The organism is Rhizobium sp. BG4, from assembly GCF_016864575.1.
Taxonomy (GTDB): domain Bacteria; phylum Pseudomonadota; class Alphaproteobacteria; order Rhizobiales; family Rhizobiaceae; genus Rhizobium.
The window spans coordinates 2,391,245-2,405,458 of the sequence record NZ_CP044125.1 but is presented as its reverse complement, the minus strand read 5'-3'; the positions used below and the strand labels follow the sequence as shown (position 1 = coordinate 2,405,458).

At 61.2% G+C, this 14,214-nt stretch carries 15 protein-coding genes; 8 read left to right on the top strand and 7 right to left on the bottom strand.

Annotation, left to right across the window (positions count from 1 at the left end; translation table 11 throughout):
- Positions 1 to 103: 103 nt before the first annotated feature.
- Positions 104 to 1,060 (top strand): NAD(P)-dependent oxidoreductase, encoded by a 957-nt coding sequence (locus F2982_RS12280; RefSeq protein ID WP_203427988.1) that lies wholly within the window; start codon positions 104 to 106, stop codon positions 1,058 to 1,060.
- A gap of 45 nt (positions 1,061 to 1,105) precedes the next feature.
- Here the strand turns inward: F2982_RS12280 and F2982_RS12275 are convergent, their stop codons facing one another.
- Together F2982_RS12275 and odc2 are read right to left on the bottom strand one after the other, a co-directional pair.
- Positions 1,106 to 1,696 carry an N-acetyltransferase gene (locus tag F2982_RS12275; protein ID WP_203427987.1) on the bottom strand — a complete coding sequence of 197 codons (591 nt, stop codon included), beginning with the start codon at positions 1,694 to 1,696 and terminating at the stop codon, positions 1,106 to 1,108.
- Between the two features lie 88 nt (positions 1,697 to 1,784).
- Positions 1,785 to 2,918 (bottom strand): ornithine/lysine decarboxylase, encoded by a 1,134-nt coding sequence (odc2, locus tag F2982_RS12270; protein WP_112719745.1) that lies wholly within the window; start codon positions 2,916 to 2,918, stop codon positions 1,785 to 1,787.
- Positions 2,919 to 3,444: 526 nt separating this feature from the next.
- On the opposite strand from odc2, the gene F2982_RS12265 reads away from it, so the two are divergent.
- The 3 genes from F2982_RS12265 (at position 3,445) to F2982_RS12255 (ending at position 6,155) form a co-directional block, all read left to right on the top strand.
- Positions 3,445 to 4,338 (top strand): LysR family transcriptional regulator, encoded by an 894-nt coding sequence (locus tag F2982_RS12265; protein WP_112719746.1) that lies wholly within the window; start codon positions 3,445 to 3,447, stop codon positions 4,336 to 4,338.
- A 102-nt stretch (positions 4,339 to 4,440) separates the two neighbouring features.
- Positions 4,441 to 5,082, top strand: coding sequence for a DUF1007 family protein (locus tag F2982_RS12260; protein WP_112719747.1), 642 nt, complete (start codon positions 4,441 to 4,443; stop codon positions 5,080 to 5,082).
- A complete protein-coding gene (locus tag F2982_RS12255) occupies positions 5,076 to 6,155 on the top strand; it encodes a nickel/cobalt transporter (RefSeq protein ID WP_203427986.1) in 1,080 nt (359 codons plus the stop codon). Before F2982_RS12260 ends, F2982_RS12255 begins: the two co-directional genes overlap by 7 nt.
- A gap of 3 nt (positions 6,156 to 6,158) precedes the next feature.
- Here F2982_RS12255 and F2982_RS12250 read toward each other — a convergent pair whose 3' ends face one another.
- From F2982_RS12250 to F2982_RS12235, 4 genes are all read right to left on the bottom strand, one after another.
- On the bottom strand, positions 6,159 to 6,365 hold the full coding sequence (locus F2982_RS12250; protein ID WP_203427985.1) for a hypothetical protein: 207 nt from the start codon (positions 6,363 to 6,365) through the stop codon (positions 6,159 to 6,161).
- Positions 6,362 to 7,051 (bottom strand): GNAT family protein, encoded by a 690-nt coding sequence (locus F2982_RS12245; RefSeq protein ID WP_203427984.1) that lies wholly within the window; start codon positions 7,049 to 7,051, stop codon positions 6,362 to 6,364. The genes F2982_RS12250 and F2982_RS12245 overlap by 4 nt, the downstream gene beginning before the upstream one ends.
- Positions 7,052 to 7,131: 80 nt before the next feature.
- Complete coding sequence (locus tag F2982_RS12240) at positions 7,132 to 7,854, bottom strand: tellurite resistance TerB family protein (RefSeq protein ID WP_203427983.1); 723 nt, start codon at positions 7,852 to 7,854, stop codon at positions 7,132 to 7,134.
- 104 nt (positions 7,855 to 7,958) lie between these two features.
- Positions 7,959 to 8,597: a 2-dehydro-3-deoxy-phosphogluconate aldolase gene (locus tag F2982_RS12235; protein ID WP_112719751.1), complete on the bottom strand. Its 639-nt coding sequence runs from the start codon at positions 8,595 to 8,597 to the stop codon at positions 7,959 to 7,961.
- Between the two features lie 151 nt (positions 8,598 to 8,748).
- On the opposite strand from F2982_RS12235, the gene F2982_RS12230 reads away from it, so the two are divergent.
- The 4 genes from F2982_RS12230 to F2982_RS12215 all read left to right on the top strand — a co-directional run bounded on the left by F2982_RS12230 (position 8,749) and on the right by F2982_RS12215 (position 11,694).
- The gene (locus F2982_RS12230; protein WP_203427982.1) at positions 8,749 to 9,237 is read left to right on the top strand and encodes a CYTH domain-containing protein; all 489 of its coding nucleotides are present in this window, start codon (positions 8,749 to 8,751) and stop codon (positions 9,235 to 9,237) included.
- Entirely contained in the window at positions 9,215 to 10,123 is a 909-nt protein-coding gene (locus F2982_RS12225) for a CHAD domain-containing protein (protein ID WP_203427981.1), read from the top strand. The genes F2982_RS12230 and F2982_RS12225 overlap by 23 nt, the downstream gene beginning before the upstream one ends.
- Positions 10,124 to 10,197: 74 nt before the next feature.
- Positions 10,198 to 10,689, top strand: coding sequence for a VOC family protein (locus F2982_RS12220; RefSeq protein ID WP_203427980.1), 492 nt, complete (start codon positions 10,198 to 10,200; stop codon positions 10,687 to 10,689).
- A gap of 75 nt (positions 10,690 to 10,764) precedes the next feature.
- Complete coding sequence (locus F2982_RS12215; protein WP_112719754.1) at positions 10,765 to 11,694, top strand: rhodanese-related sulfurtransferase; 930 nt, start codon at positions 10,765 to 10,767, stop codon at positions 11,692 to 11,694.
- A gap of 20 nt (positions 11,695 to 11,714) precedes the next feature.
- Here the strand turns inward: F2982_RS12215 and F2982_RS12210 are convergent, their stop codons facing one another.
- Positions 11,715 to 13,922 carry an EAL domain-containing protein gene (locus F2982_RS12210; RefSeq protein ID WP_199628946.1) on the bottom strand — a complete coding sequence of 736 codons (2,208 nt, stop codon included), beginning with the start codon at positions 13,920 to 13,922 and terminating at the stop codon, positions 11,715 to 11,717.
- Between the last annotated feature and the right edge of the window lie 292 nt (positions 13,923 to 14,214).

The window sequence follows — 14,214 nt, the reverse complement described above, 5'->3', positions numbered from 1 at the left end:
GCCGTGCTCGGCATCTCACGCGCTCGTGAAAACCTATGAAGCCCCTTGCCGCAGGACACTATGGCGCGACATAGTCCCGGCCGAATGGATGGAGGAGATATCTATGGCACGCGTCGCCGTTATCGGAGCAACAGGTCACGTCGGCACCTATCTGGTGCCGCGGCTGCTCGAGGCCGGGCATGAGGTGATCGCGATCAGCCGCGGCCGGTCGGAGCCCTACACGCCGCATGCCTCCTGGAAGAGCGTCGAATGGAAGGAAATGGATCGCGCCGATCTCGAGCGCGACGGCAGTTTCGGCCGGGCGATCCGCGCCCTGAAGGCGGATATCGTCATCGACAAGATCTGCTTCACGCTTGATAGCGCCCGCCAGCTCGGCGAAGCCCTGAACGGCCATGTCGGTCATCTGCTGCATACCGGCACGATCTGGACGCATGGACATTCTCTAGCCGTGCCGACCCGCGAGGATGCTGCAAAGGCGCCCTTCGGCGACTACGGCATCCAGAAGAAGGCAATCGAGGATTACTTCCTGCAGGAAGCCAGGCTCCGCGGCCTGCCGGTGACGCTCATTCATCCCGGCCATATCGTCGGCCGCGGCTGGGCGCCGCTCAATCCGGCCGGTCATTTCAATCTCTCGGCCTTCGAGACTATCGCCCGTGGCGACCAGCTGACGCTGCCGAATTTCGGCCTGGAAACCGTCCACCACGTCCATGCGGATGATATCGCCGCCCTGTTCATGGCGGCGATCGGCAACTGGCGAGCCTCGACCGGCGAAAGCTTCCACGCCGTCTCCGAACAGGCGCTGACACTGCGCGGCTATGCCGAGGCGATGTATCGCTGGTTCGGCCACGAACCGAAGCTCGCCTTCAAGCCTTATGACGAATGGAAGAAAGAGCAGCCGCCAGTCGACGCGGCGGCGACATGGGAACATATCGCCCGCAGCCCGAACTGCTCGATGGAGAAGGCCCGCAATCTTCTGAATTTCCGGCCGCGCTACAGCTCGCTGGAAGCGGTGCAGGATTCCGCCGGCTGGCTGATCGAGAACGGCAAGATCGCCGGCTGAAAACAAAAAAGCCCCTCTCCTTTCGGGAGAGAGGCTTGTTGCCGGTCAGGCCGCCTTCCGGACCGGCGCGCTCGTCAGCATGCGGCCCGTGGGCACGATCATGCCGGCAGCGCCGTCAAGCCAGCCCTCGACCAGCTCCAGCGCCAGGAAGCGCGAGCGTTCGAACGGACCGGGCATGACGAGATGGCGAGCACCCTCGGCAAAGAAGCCGAAACGCTCGTAGTAAGCCGCATCGCCGACCAGCAGGATCGCACCGTGACCGCGGTTCTTCGCTTCGAGAATCGCCGCACGCATCAGCGCACCACCGATGCCCTTGCCTTCATAGGCGGAATCGACGGCAAGCGGGCCGAGCAGCAGCGCCGTGATCGGCGTGCCCTCGCTGCTGACGCCGGCCTCGACGTTCCAGAGACGTACGGTACCGATCAGATGAGCGTCGCCATCGCGGGCGACGAGTGCCAGACCTTCGGCAGGAACGCGGCCACGGCGGATCTTTTCCGACGACTTCTTGCGGCGGTTCGGGCCCATGGCGCGGTCGAGAAGATTCTCGCGTGCCACGACATCCGAAGGGTTCTCGGCATCGATGGTGAAAATGGAAGGCGCAAAGAATGCGCGGACAGAATCAAGAACAGCGGCCATCGTGGCCTCCCGTACCCAATACCGTAGTTAGCGGCGATGAAAAGGAATTGTGAGTTTGCCGCCCCGGCTGGCTACGGGGCTGGCACCATCAGATGATGTAGGCCTTCAGCGGCTCAAAGCCGTTGAAAGCGACCGCCGAATAGGTGGTCGTGTAGGCGCCGGTGCCTTCGATCAGGATCTCGTCGCCGATCGAGAGAGTGAGCGGCAGCGGATAGAGATTCTTTTCGTACAGCACGTCTGCAGAATCGCAGGTCGGGCCGGCAATGACGCAGGGTTCCATCTCGTCCTGATCGCGCTCGGTGCGGATCGGGTAGCGAATGGCTTCGTCCATGGTTTCGGCCAGACCGCCGAACTTGCCGATGTCGAGGAACACCCAGCGGGCTGCATCGTTGTCCGACTTCTTCGAGATCAGCACGACTTCCGTCTTGATGACGCCTGCATTGCCGACCATGCCGCGGCCCGGCTCGATGATCGTCTTCGGCAGGTTGTTGCCGAAGTGGTCACGGAGGCTCTGGTAGATCGCACGGCCGTAGGCTTCCGCCGACGGAACGTCACGCAGGTACTTGGTCGGGAAGCCGCCGCCCATGTTAACCATCTGCAGGTGGATGCCCTGCTTGGCCAGCTGAACGAAGACACGCTTGGCATCGGCAAGAGCCGAATCCCAGGCATCGACCTTGGTCATCTGCGAACCGACGTGGAACGATACGCCGTAGGACTCCAGACCCAGCTGGTGAGCGTAGACGAGAACGTCGACGGCCATTTGCGGGACGCAGCCAAACTTGCGCGACAGCGGCCATTCGGCGCCTTCGCCATCGGTCAGAACGCGGCAGAACACACGGGCGCCGGGAGCGGCGCGCGAGATCTTCTCGACTTCCTCATGGCTGTCGACCGCGAAGAGGCTGACGCCGAGCGCATGCGCGCGGGCAACGTCGCGTTCCTTCTTGATCGTGTTTCCGTAGGAAATACGGGCAGCGGTCGCACCAGCATTCAGCGCCATTTCGATTTCAGCGACGGACGCGCAATCGAAGTTGGAACCCATGTCGGCAAGCAGCTTCAGAACTTCCGGAGCCGGGTTTGCCTTGACTGCATAGTAGATAGCGCTGTCCGGCATGGCGTGGCGGAAAGCGGAGAAATTGTCACGAACGACGTCGAGGTCAACCACGAGGCAGGGACCGTCGGGACGTCGGGTTGCGAGAAAGTCGCGGATGCGCTGAGTGGTCATATCAATCCCTTTTCAATTCCAGAGCTCCGGCAAAAACCGGAGGACAAAGGGCATACGATTGCTCGCATTGGAACCAGCCGGTGGAGACCCCGGAACCATAGCAAGCGCTCGATGCGCGAATGTTGAATCGACGCCGCATACGCGACATGGACTCGGCTTTGTCTGCCATGGATTGGAGGGTGTTCCCTACCGCACTTCCGGCAATGAAGGTGTGCCTCTTCAGTAACCCCGCTGATGGAAAGCAGGGAGAGAACAAAAAGGCCCGCACCGTCGTTGCTTCAGGCGTCCTCGCATTTTCCGGTTGGCCGGAATAGCGACTGGAGGGGTTAATTCCAGGTACCTTACCGATTTCCTCACCAATTCGAGGGTTCGGCGGACACCCATGGGCACGTGCGACTTTGGGCTGAGGACGAGATAAGAATATTCGGCGTCATAATCAAGAAATTTTTTGACCCCGGGCCTAAAAAATAAATTGAACGAAGAGCCGCAATTTGTTCAATCTTCCGCAACGAAGCAGGGGGTCGCCATGGATACGCTTACCCGCATACGCGCCTTTATCGATGTCGTTGAAGCGGAAGGCTTTTCCGCCGCGGCGCGCAGGACCGGCCGCTCGAAGGCGTTGCTCTCCAAATATGTGCGCGAGCTGGAAGACGAACTCGGCGCCCTGCTGCTCAATCGCACTACCCGCCAGTTCTCGATGACCGAGGCCGGGCACACCTATTATCGCACCGCTTCCGACATCCTGAAGGAGATCGACAATCTCGCCGATCTGGTGCGCGAGAATAACGCGCAGCTCAAGGGTCGGCTGAAGATTTCGGTGCCGCGCACCTTCGTCGATGCCGAAGTCGGCCAGTGCCTGATCGACTTCGCCAAGGAGAACCCCGACCTGCAGCTCGAGATCGCCGCCGACGACCGTTTCGTCGACCTGATCGAGGAAGGCTTCGATCTCGCGATCCGCGTCACCAAGCTCGAAGACTCCGGCATGATCGCCCGCAAGATCTCGGATTTCCGCGTCCACATCTGCGCCACGCCGGAATTTCTGGAACGCCATCCAAATATCGAGCATCCGTCCGACCTCTCGAACGTCCCGTTCATCGTCGACACCAATGCCCGCACCCAGGCGAGCATCCGCTTCTACAATCCTGACAGTAGCTCCTTTGCTGTCGCCGTTGCCGGTCCGATGGAGGTCAACAGCCCGCATGCGACATTGCGTGCAGCACTTTCGGGTCTCGGCATTGCGCTGATCCCGGATTTCATCGCCCGCAAGCCGATCGAGGATGGGCGTCTGGTGACCCTGTTCAACGACTATCTCCCCACGGATCGCGGAATCTACGCGGTTTATCCGCACCGCCGCTACCTGCCGGCCAAGGTGCGCATCTTCGTGGACTATCTCCACGGCTGGTTCCGCAAGCACAGCTGAAACCGGCCTGATTCACTTTGCCGCCTTGAGACCGGTCCCAATTCCGTCCCATTGTCAGGCAAGAAAACACCAACCGATTTGGGCAGAGCGGTAAGCCGACGCATGAAGAAATCCACGTTCCTGATCGCCGGGCTGCTGGCACTCGCACCGGCCGCGGCCATGGCGCATCCGCATATTTTCGTGGAGGCCCGGCTGGAAGTGGTGGCCGGCCCGGATGGCAACATCCAGGAGCTCAGAAACATCTGGCGCTTCGACGAAGTCTTCTCGTCCTCCGTCGTCATGGACTTCGACAAGAACACCGATCTGAAGCTGGAGCCGAACGAGCTCGCGGAAGTCGGCAAGACAGTCCGCGATTCCCTTGCCGACTACGATTACTACATGAACCTGACGGTCGACGGTAAGAACGTGACAGTAGAAAAGCCGGACATCATCCATGTCGACTACAAGGAAGGGCAGCTCCTGATGTTCTTCGCGGTCAAGCCGTCGCAGCCGATGCCGCTGAAGAGCAGGCTGACCTTCGGCGTCTATGACCCCACGCTCTATACGTCCATCGACTTTCCGAGCGACAAGGAGCTCGTCCTGGTCGGCGATGGCTTCAAGGGCTGCAAGCATGATGTCCTGCGCCCCGATCCGGATCAGGTGATCTCGCAGAACAAGCAATCGCTGACCGACGCCTTCTTCAATGACCCGACGGGCACGAACATGTCGAAGCTCTTCGCCACGAGGCTGGAAATCTCATGCTGAAGCACGGCAGGCCGCTTATCCTTTCCGCCGTGGTTCTGATGCTGGTTGCCGCCGCTGGCAGCGCCCATGCTCAGTCGCCGCTCGGTATCGGAACGGCGGAGCCGAGCTTTCAGCCGATCGGCGGGCCGCTGGCGCCGCTCTTTGCCTATGTCAACTACGAGCAGCAGGCCTTCTATCGCGCGCTGACCGGCGCGCTGAAGGCGATGCGGGATGATCCCTGGCAGCTCACCTCGCTGATCGGCCTCTCCTTTGCCTACGGCATCTTCCATGCGGCAGGTCCCGGGCACGGCAAGGCCGTCATCTCCTCCTATATGATCGCCAACGAGGTCGAGCTCCGCCGCGGCGTCGTCATCTCCTTTATCTCTGCCTTCATCCAGGGCATCGTTGCCGTGGCGCTCGTCGGCGCCGCTTGGCTCGTCCTGCGCGGCAGCGGCATCACGCTGACGCAGGCAACGCATGCGATGGAGATCGCAAGCTTCGTCATGGTCATCGCCTTCGGCAGCTGGCTGCTGTTCCGCAAGCTGCGCTCGATGATCTCAGGCCTGCCGAAGCGCGAAGTGGTGGCAACGGCCGAAGGCCCGGTCAGCATGATGCTGGACTGGAAGGACAATGACAGCGCGCAGCAATCTGGTGTCTACGCCTTCGGCGAGACCAAGGCCCGCAAGGCCGGCCACAACTTCATTTCCGGCATGGCCTGTGAGACCTGCGGCCAGTCGCATATGCCCGATCCCTCGCTGCTCGGATCGGATACATTCAGCATCCGCGAGGCCTGGTCGGCGATCATCGCCGTCGGCCTTCGCCCCTGCTCCGGCGCGCTGCTGGTGATGACCTTCTCGCTACTGAACGGTCTCTATCTCGGCGGCGTGCTTTCGGTTCTCGCCATGTCGCTGGGAACGGCAATCACCGTCGCCATCCTTGCGACCCTTGCGGTCACTGCGAAGGGCACCGCTGTGCGCATCGCCGGATATGGCTCGAAGTCCTCGATCTGGATCGGCAACACGATCGAGATCCTCGGCGCAGTCCTGGTCATCTGCTTCGGCGCCCTGCTTCTCGGCGCCTCGCTGCAGGGCTGAGGCTCAGCGGCCTTTGTTGCGCTGATAGCGGGCGCGCAGCCAGAAGATCACGAAGAATCCGAGGAGCAGCACGGCGCCCACGGCAAAAGCCAGTGGCGGAGAATACCTGCCGATCCAGAGCACCAGGCTCGGCAGGAAATAGATGACGAGCCCCGCACCGAGTAGGATGACGGCGGCGGCAATCGCCTGAGAACGGCTCTCCGGGCTCATACAAGCCTTTCCTTTTCAAGATCGGCACGGATGTCCTCGAGGCGGCGCTTCTGCTTGCCGTCGGATCCGAAATTCTCAGGGGCGAGCCATGCCTCGAACGCGTCGTTGATACCAGGCCATTCGCTATCGATCATCGAGAACCAGGCGGTGTCGCGGTTCTTGCGCTTGGAGATCATGTGCTGGCGGAAAACGCCCTCGAAGGTGAAGCCGTAGCGGGCGGCCGTGACCTTGCTCGGCTCATTGTTGTTGTCGCACTTCCATTCGTAGCGGCGATAGCCGAGATCTTCGAAGACGTGCTTGGCCATCAGGTAGTGCGCTTCAGTCGACAGCGGCGAGCGCTTCATATCGGCGCCATGCGCCACACCGCCGACTTCGACGACGCCGTTTGCAGCATCCGCGCGCATGTAATTCGCCATGCCGACGACCTTGCCGGTGGCGTTGTCGCGGAAGATATGCGTCAGCCAGCCGCCCTTCTTGGCGTTGTCGAGCCAGGCGCCGAAATCCTCGATGCCACCGAAATCGTCCTGCGAGAAATAGAGAAGCAGAGGATTGATGCCCATGCCGCCAAGCCCATCCCAGAGCGCCTGCAGATGCTCATCGCGCACGAAAGGCTCGACCGTCACATAACGGCCCTTGAGCGTCACATAGCCGGGGGCGGAAACCTTGTAGGTGGAAAGATCGCGCATCGTCACTCCTCTCATCGAAGAGTGGATAGGCCAGCCGCCCCGGAAAGGCAACCGGCCCTATTGTCACTGAGGCAAAGCCATCACTGCGAGAGCGTGACCTTGGCCGACGACACCGTCGCCTCGATATGATCGACGAGCGCATCGGGAAGACCGAGACGTCCGGCAAGCAGATCGAGATAGCCGCGCTCGGCACGCGAATCCGGCTCGATCGTCAGGCGCGAGGCGGTGTAGAGCTCCACCTTCTGCTCTTCGGTCTTCGCAGCCGAAATCAGCGAGTCGAGATCGGTCGGAGACGCCAGCTCCTTCTCGATGAAGGCGACCGCCTCGCCGCTGACATCAGCGGCCTTCATCTTGTCCATGATCAGCGCCCGCTCGCCATCATCGATATGGCCGTCGGCCTTGGCGGCGGCGATCATTGCCCGGATCAGCACCAGCACGAATTCGTTGCTGCCCGCCGGCGACTGCGGACCAAAACCAGAATCGACAGGAGGCGGCAGAACGAGCGGCGTGGATGGCTGCCGGGCGGGCTCGGCAGGAGCGGCGGGCGCCTGTCCCGCCTGATAATTCTTGTAGGCCTGGTAGCCGAGGCCGGCGATCGCGGCCAGTCCGCCGATCGTCAGCGCATTGCCGGCAATGCTGCGCCCGGTCTTGGTGCCGAGCAGCACGGTTGCCAGCGCTCCGGCCTTCCAAGGATTGTCCTTGGCCATCTGCACGGCGCCGCCTGCGCGGTCGCGAACCGAACCGCCGACACCTGGAATCTGCGATCCCAGGAACTGGTCAAGAAGCTTCTTTGCGTCGAACATTCCCCGTCTTCTCCCTGTTTTGAGGCTGGGATGAAGATAGGAACTGCAACTGTAAATACAAATGCAGGCGCAAACCGCCTGCATCAATAGCGATCAATAAAATGTCAGGCCTTGAGCGCTGCGGCTTCGGCGGCGAGCTTGGTAATGCCTGCCCAGTCGCCAGCGGCAACCAGTTCCTTCGGCGCGACCCACGAGCCGCCGACACAAACGACGTTCGGCAGCGAAAGGTAGTCGTTGGCGTTCTTCAGCGAGATACCGCCGGTCGGGCAGAAGATCATGCCGGCGAGCGGCGAGGAAAGCGCCTTCAGGTAAGCGGCGCCACCAGCCTGTTCGGCCGGGAAGAACTTCAGGACCTGGTAGCCTTCTTCGCGAAGCGCCATGACTTCGCTGACGGTGGCAGCACCCGGAAGCAACGGAACGTGGGAGTCCGCAGCCGCATCGAGCAGCTCCTGCGTTGCGCCCGGGCTCACGATGAACTTGGAACCGGCAGCGACGGCAGCTTCCCAATGCGCAGCGTTGAGGATCGTGCCCGCGCCGACTTCGGCACCTTCGACTTCTTCGGCAACGGCACGGACGGCATCGAGAGCAACCGGCGTGCGCATGGTGATCTCGATCGCCTTCAGGCCGCCCGCGACCAGCGCGCGGGCCAGCGAAACACCGGCCTTCACGTCGTCGATGATCAGCACCGGAACGACAGGCTGCAGTTTGAGGATGGAAAGGAGCTTTTGTGTTTTTTCGCCCATGGCCACGGTCCTTTGAAACGATTGAAATTCGGGTTCGGCATACGCCCAAGGGTACACTTTGTCGAGACTAAAGCGATCTTTGGCATAAATGGGTTTGAACGATTATTTTTTTGCGCTAGCTTAGCCCCGTCGTCACAAAAGGTTCACTGTAATGGCGAAGGAAATCGAGCGGAAGTTTCTGGTACGCACCGATGGATGGCGCGCCAAAGCCGTATCGAAAGCAATCCTCAAACAGGCCTATGTCGCCTCGATGGACGACCGCTCGGTGCGGGTACGCGTCCTCGACGGAGAGAGTGCGCGGCTGACGATGAAGATCGGCCGCAGCTCCATGACCCGCGACGAATTCGAATACGACATCCCCGTTGCAGATGCCGAAGAACTGATGGAAAGCGCCATCGGCATCGTCATCGAGAAGACCCGCTACCGCGTGCCCCACGAAGGCTTCGTCTGGGAAGTGGATGTCTTCGGCGGGCCGCATCGCGGCCTCATCATCGCTGAAGTCGAGATGAAATCCGAAAGCGACGCCCCGCCCCTTCCGACCTGGCTCGGTCGCGAGGTGACGGGCGATTTCCGCTATTCGAACCAGGCGCTGGCGACCGAATACCAGTACGACCGGCATGCCCTTCCGCATTCGGCCTGACGCGGATTTCACCAAGAGTTTCAGAGAAGCCGCCGCCGGCGAGTTGCAGGCTGCGCGCGATGTCATCGAGCAGCGGCCCGAGGGCACGCACCAGGCAATCCACGCCTTCCGCAAGAACCTGAAAAAGGTGCGCTCGCTCTACCGCCTGGTTGCGGCAGACGCGCGAAAATTCCAGAAGCAGGAGAATGAGAGGCTGCGCGAGATGGCGCGATCGCTGTCCGCCATCCGCGATGCCGAAGCGCTGATCGAGACCGTTCGCTATCTCAAGTCGTACGCACCGGACCCGGAAGAGGCAAGCTCGCTGGATCGCATCGCAGCCATCCTGGAAACGCGGCGGAACTGGATGACCGAGGCCGAAGCCGGCATTGAGGCGAAGCTCCGGGAGACATCGGAAGCCCTCAAGCACGCCCTCTGGGCCCTCGACGACATATCCTTTCCGTCAAGCCCAAACAAAGCCGCCAAACTCGTCGCCAACGGCTGGAAGCGCACCGCAGCAAAGGCGCATCAGGCGCTCGAAGCCTGCCATGGCGAAGCCTCGGACAGCGCCTTCCACGAACTCCGCAAGCGCACGCAGGATTACCGCGCCCATCACGGGCTGCTCTCCCCGCTCTGGCCATCCGCGATGAAGGCGAAGCGCGCCGCCGCCAAGGAACTGGTCGACCGCCTCGGCCATGTCCACGACCTCTCCGTCCTCAGCGATCTCGTCGAGGCCGAACCGCAGCTGTTCACCCGCAGCGACGACCTCGCCCATCTCCTCGACGCAATCATCCGCAGGCAGCAGGAAGACCGGCGCCTAGCGCTTGCACAGGCCGAAGAGATCTTCGCCGACAGTCCTGACGAGGAAGCCAGGCGCGTCGGGCTGCTCTGGAACTCACTGAGAAAATGAAGCTGCGCTGTTGACCTCAATATTACTTGAGGTCCTAACTTGGGTCGGTCAACGAAATCCTGACCGAGGACATCATGCCGGCCAACAATGCGACAGTCCCGCAAATCCAAGGCATCTACGAAACGCATCTCAGTGTTGCCGACCTGAGAATCTCCATTCCTTTCTATCGCGATATCCTGGGCCTTGAGCTCGCGGCCGAATTCCCGGAACGGCGGATCGCCTTCTTCTGGGTCAACGGCAAAGAGAACGCCATGCTTGGCCTTTGGGAAACCGGCACAGCGCCAATAAGGATGCGTCTGCACATCGCCTTTCGGTTATCACAGGAGGAGATGTTTCGAGCACCCGCTCTGCTGAAGAGCAAAGGTATTGACGTTCGCGGCTTCCATGGCGAGCCGGTCTCCGAGCCAATCGTCATCGGTTGGGTGCCCGCGCTCTCGCTGTATTTTGACGATCCGGACAAGCATTCCATCGAATTGCTGAGCGTGCTCGACAATGAGCCGGATCCTGCCTTCGGTATGCGTTCCTATGAAGAATGGAAGCGTCTTTCGAAGCATGCAACCCCGTGACCAGGGTCATGAGGGCACCGCGCTCCCGCGTAATGTCATTGCGCAGGAGCGCCATATTCTGTATTTCCACCGCCCATGACCGACAGCATCACTACATCCAGCCCGTTCCTGGTGGCGGCGCTCTATCATTTCGTTTCCGTGCCGCGCTTCGAAAGCCTGCGCGACCCCTTGCAGGCGCTCTGCGAGGAAAACGGCGTGAAGGGAACGCTCTTGCTTGCCCATGAAGGCATCAACGGCACGATCGGCGGTCCGGACGACGGTGTCAGGACGGTGCTTGCCTATCTGCGCGCCCAGCCGGAATTCGCCGGCCTGGAGCACAAGGAAAGCCGTGCATCGAAGATGCCTTTCCTGCGCATGAAGGTGAAGCTGAAGAAAGAGATCGTCACCATGGGCGTCGAGAATATCGACCCCAACAAGGTCGTCGGCACCTATGTGGCGCCGCAGGACTGGAATGCGCTGATCTCCGATCCTGATACGATCGTCATCGACACCCGCAACGACTACGAGACGGCAATCGGCGTCTTCCGAGGCGCGGTCGACCCGAAGACCAAGACTTTCCGCGAATTTCCGGAATGGGTGCGCAACAATACCGGCCTGCACAACAAGCCGAAGATCGCCATGTACTGCACCGGCGGCATCCGCTGCGAAAAGGCCACCGCCTTCATGAAGGAGCAGGGCTTCGACGAGGTCTACCACCTCAAGGGCGGCATCCTGAAGTATCTCGAGGAAGTGCCGCAGGAAGAGAGCCTCTGGGAGGGCGCCTGCTTCGTCTTCGACGAGCGCGTCTCGGTCGAGCACGGATTGAAGGAAGGCGAGCACAAGCTCTGCCACGCCTGCCGCAACCCGATCACCGCCGAGGAGATCACCTCGCCGCACTATGAGGAAGGCGTTTCCTGCAGCAACTGCTACGGCACGCGCACCGAGGAAGACCGTCTCCGCTACCGCCAGCGACAGCACCAGATCGCGCTCGCCAAGAAGCGCGGCCAGAAGCATATCGGCACGTAAACTTTAGCTGCGAAGAGCTTTTAGGCCGCGCTGGTCCGGCGCGGCTTGCTGTTTTCTTCCCGCCGCGTCTCCAGCATGTCGCTGATCTTGTCGGCAGGAACCGGCTTGCTGAAATAGTAGCCCTGCAGGCTGTCGCAACCGAAGAGGCGAACGGCAACCGCCTGGGCCTCGGTCTCGATGCCTTCTGCCGTAACAGGAATGTTGAGCGAGCGGGCGAGCGCCACGGTCGCCTGCAGCATTTCGCGCTGGCTTTCACTCTCCGTCACGCCATCGACCAGCGAGCGGTCGATCTTGATGCGGTCGAAGCCGAACTGGCGGAGATAGCCGATCGACGAGAAGCCGGACCCGAAATCGTCAAGCGCCACCTTCACGCCGAGCGTCTTCAAGCGCTCGATCGACTGGCGGGTGCGCTGCGGGTTCTGGATCATGTAGCCTTCGGTGATCTCCAGCGTCACGCGCGACGCCTCGATCTCCGTCTGCTTCAGGACATAGCGGACATAATCGGTGAAGGCCGGGTTGCGGAACTGGCCAGGCGAGACGTTGACCGATATGCGCAGCTCCGGCCATTGCTTGGCCGTCTCGCAGGCCTTGCGCAGCACGAAGAGGCCGAGTGCCTCAATGAGGCCGCTGGTTTCGGCAACCGGAATGAAAACGTCAGGCGAGATCGGCCCAAAGCCCGGACGGTTCCAGCGCACCAGCGCCTCCACACCGTTCATCTCATAGGTCTCGGCATCGATCAGCGGCTGATAGGCCAGCGTCAGGTCGCCGCTTTCGATGGCGGCGCGAAGATCGATTTCAAGCGCATTGCGCTCCTCGCGGTCGGCATCCATCGCCGGATCGTAGAGCATCATTCGAGCGCGGCCGGCTTCCTTGGCCTTGTACATCGCGAGATCGGCACGGCGGACGAACTCCTCGCGGCCTACGGCACCCTCAGGCGACATGGCGATGCCTATGCTGGCGCCGATGACGACGACGCGGCGGCCGATTTCCAGCGGCTCCGCCAGGAAATCGAGGATCTGCTCGGAAAGCTGCAACGCTTCAGCATTGCCGCCATCGGTGTGGAAGGCGATGGCGAACTCGTCGCCGCCGATGCGGGCGAGAACGGCATGAGGCGGGATCAACACCTTGAGACCCGCCGCAACCGCGCGGATCAGCTGGTCGCCGGTGCCATGGCCATAGCTGTCGTTGACTTCCTTGAAGCCATCGAGATCGAGATAGAGAATAAGGATGTTCTTCTTGGCCTGCTGCGCTTCCTCGACCATCGCGTCGATGGCAACGCCGAGACCATCACGGTTCCACAGACCGCTCAGCCGGTCGCGCAGCGCTTCCTCGCGCGCGCCGATCTCCTCGGCCTTGATACGCCGCCCGGCCATCCAGCCGATGACGAGCAGCACGGCGAAGAACAGGCCGACCAGACCGAGCGCCTTGACCACCGTCGGGCGCACCTGATCGTAGCCGATATCGCCGGGCGAACGCGACGTCCAGACGAGCTTGCCGAGCGTCACGCCCGAGGCATCGTCGATATTGACGGAATACTTAGCCGGTGTATCCGCAGGCACCAGCTTCATGCCATGGATCACATAGGTCTCGCCGAGACCCTTCACCTTCTCATCGTCGAGATGGCGGGCAAAGATAAGGTAGCGGCGCTGATCGGCAGACTTGTCCAGCGCGCCGGATTTTTCACGCACGAGCGCGATACCGGCTGCGGCAATGCCGCTCTTCGTACCGACGAAACCGACGGCTTCCGGCTTGTCCGCTCCGGCGGCACGCGCCTGGTCGAACAGCGCCCACAGCGACGGCGCGAAGAAATCGTCGAGCTTGCCGTCCATCGGCTGGCCGTTGCGATAGATCATCAGCGGCTTGCGGTCGCCATCGATGACGATCGCCATGTCGAACAGCGAGCTGTTGACGGACATCTCGCCGTAGTTGCTCACCGTCCAGGCCATGCCATCCTTGGCATAGACATTGGTGGCGGCATCATCCCATGCGGCATAATCGTTGAGTGTCGCGCCGAGCTGTTCCTCGAAGGTCTTCAGCGCACCGGCAGTCGTTTCCCGCGATCGCTCGTCGTCGAGCACATTGGCATTGTCTGCAACGCGCGAAATGGCAGTCAGGATCATCACAGTGACGATCGCGACGATGACGGCGAAGGTCAGCAGCACGCCCGTGACGGTCGTGTGCCGGCCTATCCCCAAGGCCTGATTTTTTTGCCCGATTGACTTAGGCATTCATTGCTCCCCGATGGCAGGGACTGTGACAGTCAAGCCTTCAAGAAACTGTTAAAAATCACGGCAAAACGATTAATCAGTACGTGTTTTACAAATAAATTTCGCTATCTATGCAAAAGCCGCCCCAGAACACCGGAAGCGGCTGACTTTACTGCACATTTTGTAGTCATGGCATGCCGCTTGATCGGCGCTTCGAAGCGGAAAAACCGGCATCAGAAACCGATTTCCGGCCCTCGTTCGGGAGGCCAAAACCACCCCTGAAACCCAGGGGTGATTTCAGCGATTTTCGATA

What these genes read in the sequence shown, in the direction of transcription:
- F2982_RS12230 (WP_203427982.1), top strand. Translation starts at nt 8,749, where the DNA reads ATGGCGAAGGAAATCGAGCGGAAGTTTCTGGTACGCACCGATGGATGG.
- F2982_RS12245 (WP_203427984.1), bottom strand. Translation starts at nt 7,051, where the DNA reads ATGCGCGATCTTTCCACCTACAAGGTTTCCGCCCCCGGCTATGTGACG.
- F2982_RS12265 (WP_112719746.1), top strand. Translation starts at nt 3,445, where the DNA reads ATGGATACGCTTACCCGCATACGCGCCTTTATCGATGTCGTTGAAGCG.
- F2982_RS12240 (WP_203427983.1), bottom strand. Translation starts at nt 7,854, where the DNA reads ATGTTCGACGCAAAGAAGCTTCTTGACCAGTTCCTGGGATCGCAGATT.
- F2982_RS12280 (WP_203427988.1), top strand. Translation starts at nt 104, where the DNA reads ATGGCACGCGTCGCCGTTATCGGAGCAACAGGTCACGTCGGCACCTAT.
- F2982_RS12220 (WP_203427980.1), top strand. Translation starts at nt 10,198, where the DNA reads ATGCCGGCCAACAATGCGACAGTCCCGCAAATCCAAGGCATCTACGAA.
- F2982_RS12225 (WP_203427981.1), top strand. Translation starts at nt 9,215, where the DNA reads ATGCCCTTCCGCATTCGGCCTGACGCGGATTTCACCAAGAGTTTCAGA.
- F2982_RS12275 (WP_203427987.1), bottom strand. Translation starts at nt 1,696, where the DNA reads ATGGCCGCTGTTCTTGATTCTGTCCGCGCATTCTTTGCGCCTTCCATT.
- F2982_RS12210 (WP_199628946.1), bottom strand. Translation starts at nt 13,922, where the DNA reads ATGCCTAAGTCAATCGGGCAAAAAAATCAGGCCTTGGGGATAGGCCGG.
- F2982_RS12250 (WP_203427985.1), bottom strand. Translation starts at nt 6,365, where the DNA reads ATGAGCCCGGAGAGCCGTTCTCAGGCGATTGCCGCCGCCGTCATCCTA.
- odc2 (WP_112719745.1), bottom strand. Translation starts at nt 2,918, where the DNA reads ATGACCACTCAGCGCATCCGCGACTTTCTCGCAACCCGACGTCCCGAC.
- F2982_RS12215 (WP_112719754.1), top strand. Translation starts at nt 10,765, where the DNA reads ATGACCGACAGCATCACTACATCCAGCCCGTTCCTGGTGGCGGCGCTC.
- F2982_RS12255 (WP_203427986.1), top strand. Translation starts at nt 5,076, where the DNA reads ATGCTGAAGCACGGCAGGCCGCTTATCCTTTCCGCCGTGGTTCTGATG.
- F2982_RS12235 (WP_112719751.1), bottom strand. Translation starts at nt 8,597, where the DNA reads ATGGGCGAAAAAACACAAAAGCTCCTTTCCATCCTCAAACTGCAGCCT.
- F2982_RS12260 (WP_112719747.1), top strand. Translation starts at nt 4,441, where the DNA reads ATGAAGAAATCCACGTTCCTGATCGCCGGGCTGCTGGCACTCGCACCG.